This window comes from Vibrio sp. D173a (genome assembly GCF_030248475.1).
The window spans coordinates 1-702 of sequence record NZ_JAHGAH010000608.1 but is presented as its reverse complement, the minus strand read 5'-3'; the positions used below and the strand labels follow the sequence as shown (position 1 = coordinate 702).

The following is a 702-nucleotide window of genomic DNA, read 5'->3' as shown; positions in this document are numbered from 1 at the left end:
ACCGCACCAACCGAGTCACGCTCAAGGTTAAGTGCTAGTGCATAACGGCCACCCGGTAATTCAATCATTTCACCTTGCATCACTGAACCGTATTGAAACACTTCTGGCATGTTCGCCAAGTTTTCTAGGGTCGGCTTCATCAGCTCAATCGGAAATGTTTGTTCATCTGGCAGACCACCGGCCAAATAGATGACGTTTTTGTCGCTCGCAGCGGCAAGAATTTCGCGAATATAGGAAGACTGGATTTGTTGTAATGATTTTGCGATTTCCATGTGTAGTGATCTCGTTGTGTCTGCTTTTTTTGTTTATCTAGTGATATTACATGGCATTGAAAAAATCGATGTGTCCATTTATGCTCTTAAATATGTCCATTCATGCTATTTAGAGAATGTCACGCCAACACATATCCAGAATCAATGATGTGCTCTTCTACATTCATCAAGACATCAGTAAAGATTTGCCTGCTAAAGAGTTAGCTGAAGTCGCCGCTTATTCAGGGCGGCATTTTCACCGAATCTTCAAAAGTGTGGTGGGAGAGTCGATTCATCAATACATCCGTCGTACCCGAATGGAGTATGCGGCGAATCAATTGATGTTTGATACCGGCTCTTCTGTTGCTGAGATAGCCAACAAGTGTGGTTTTAGCTCGCTCTCGTCGTTCAGCCGCGCATTTAAGGCGACCTTTCATATGGCGCCGGGGGA

Annotated in this window: 1 protein-coding gene and 1 pseudogene; one reads left to right on the top strand and one right to left on the bottom strand. The window is 44.6% G+C overall.

What is annotated here, in order from left to right; genetic code table 11:
* Positions 1-272: pseudogene (locus tag KIV40_RS27885) on the bottom strand (hypothetical protein); the annotation flags it as partial.
* A 116-nt stretch (positions 273-388) separates the two neighbouring features.
* On the opposite strand from KIV40_RS27885, the gene KIV40_RS27880 reads away from it, so the two are divergent.
* A partial coding sequence (locus KIV40_RS27880) for a helix-turn-helix transcriptional regulator (protein ID WP_285352444.1) occupies positions 389-702 on the top strand: 314 nt, incomplete at its 3' end.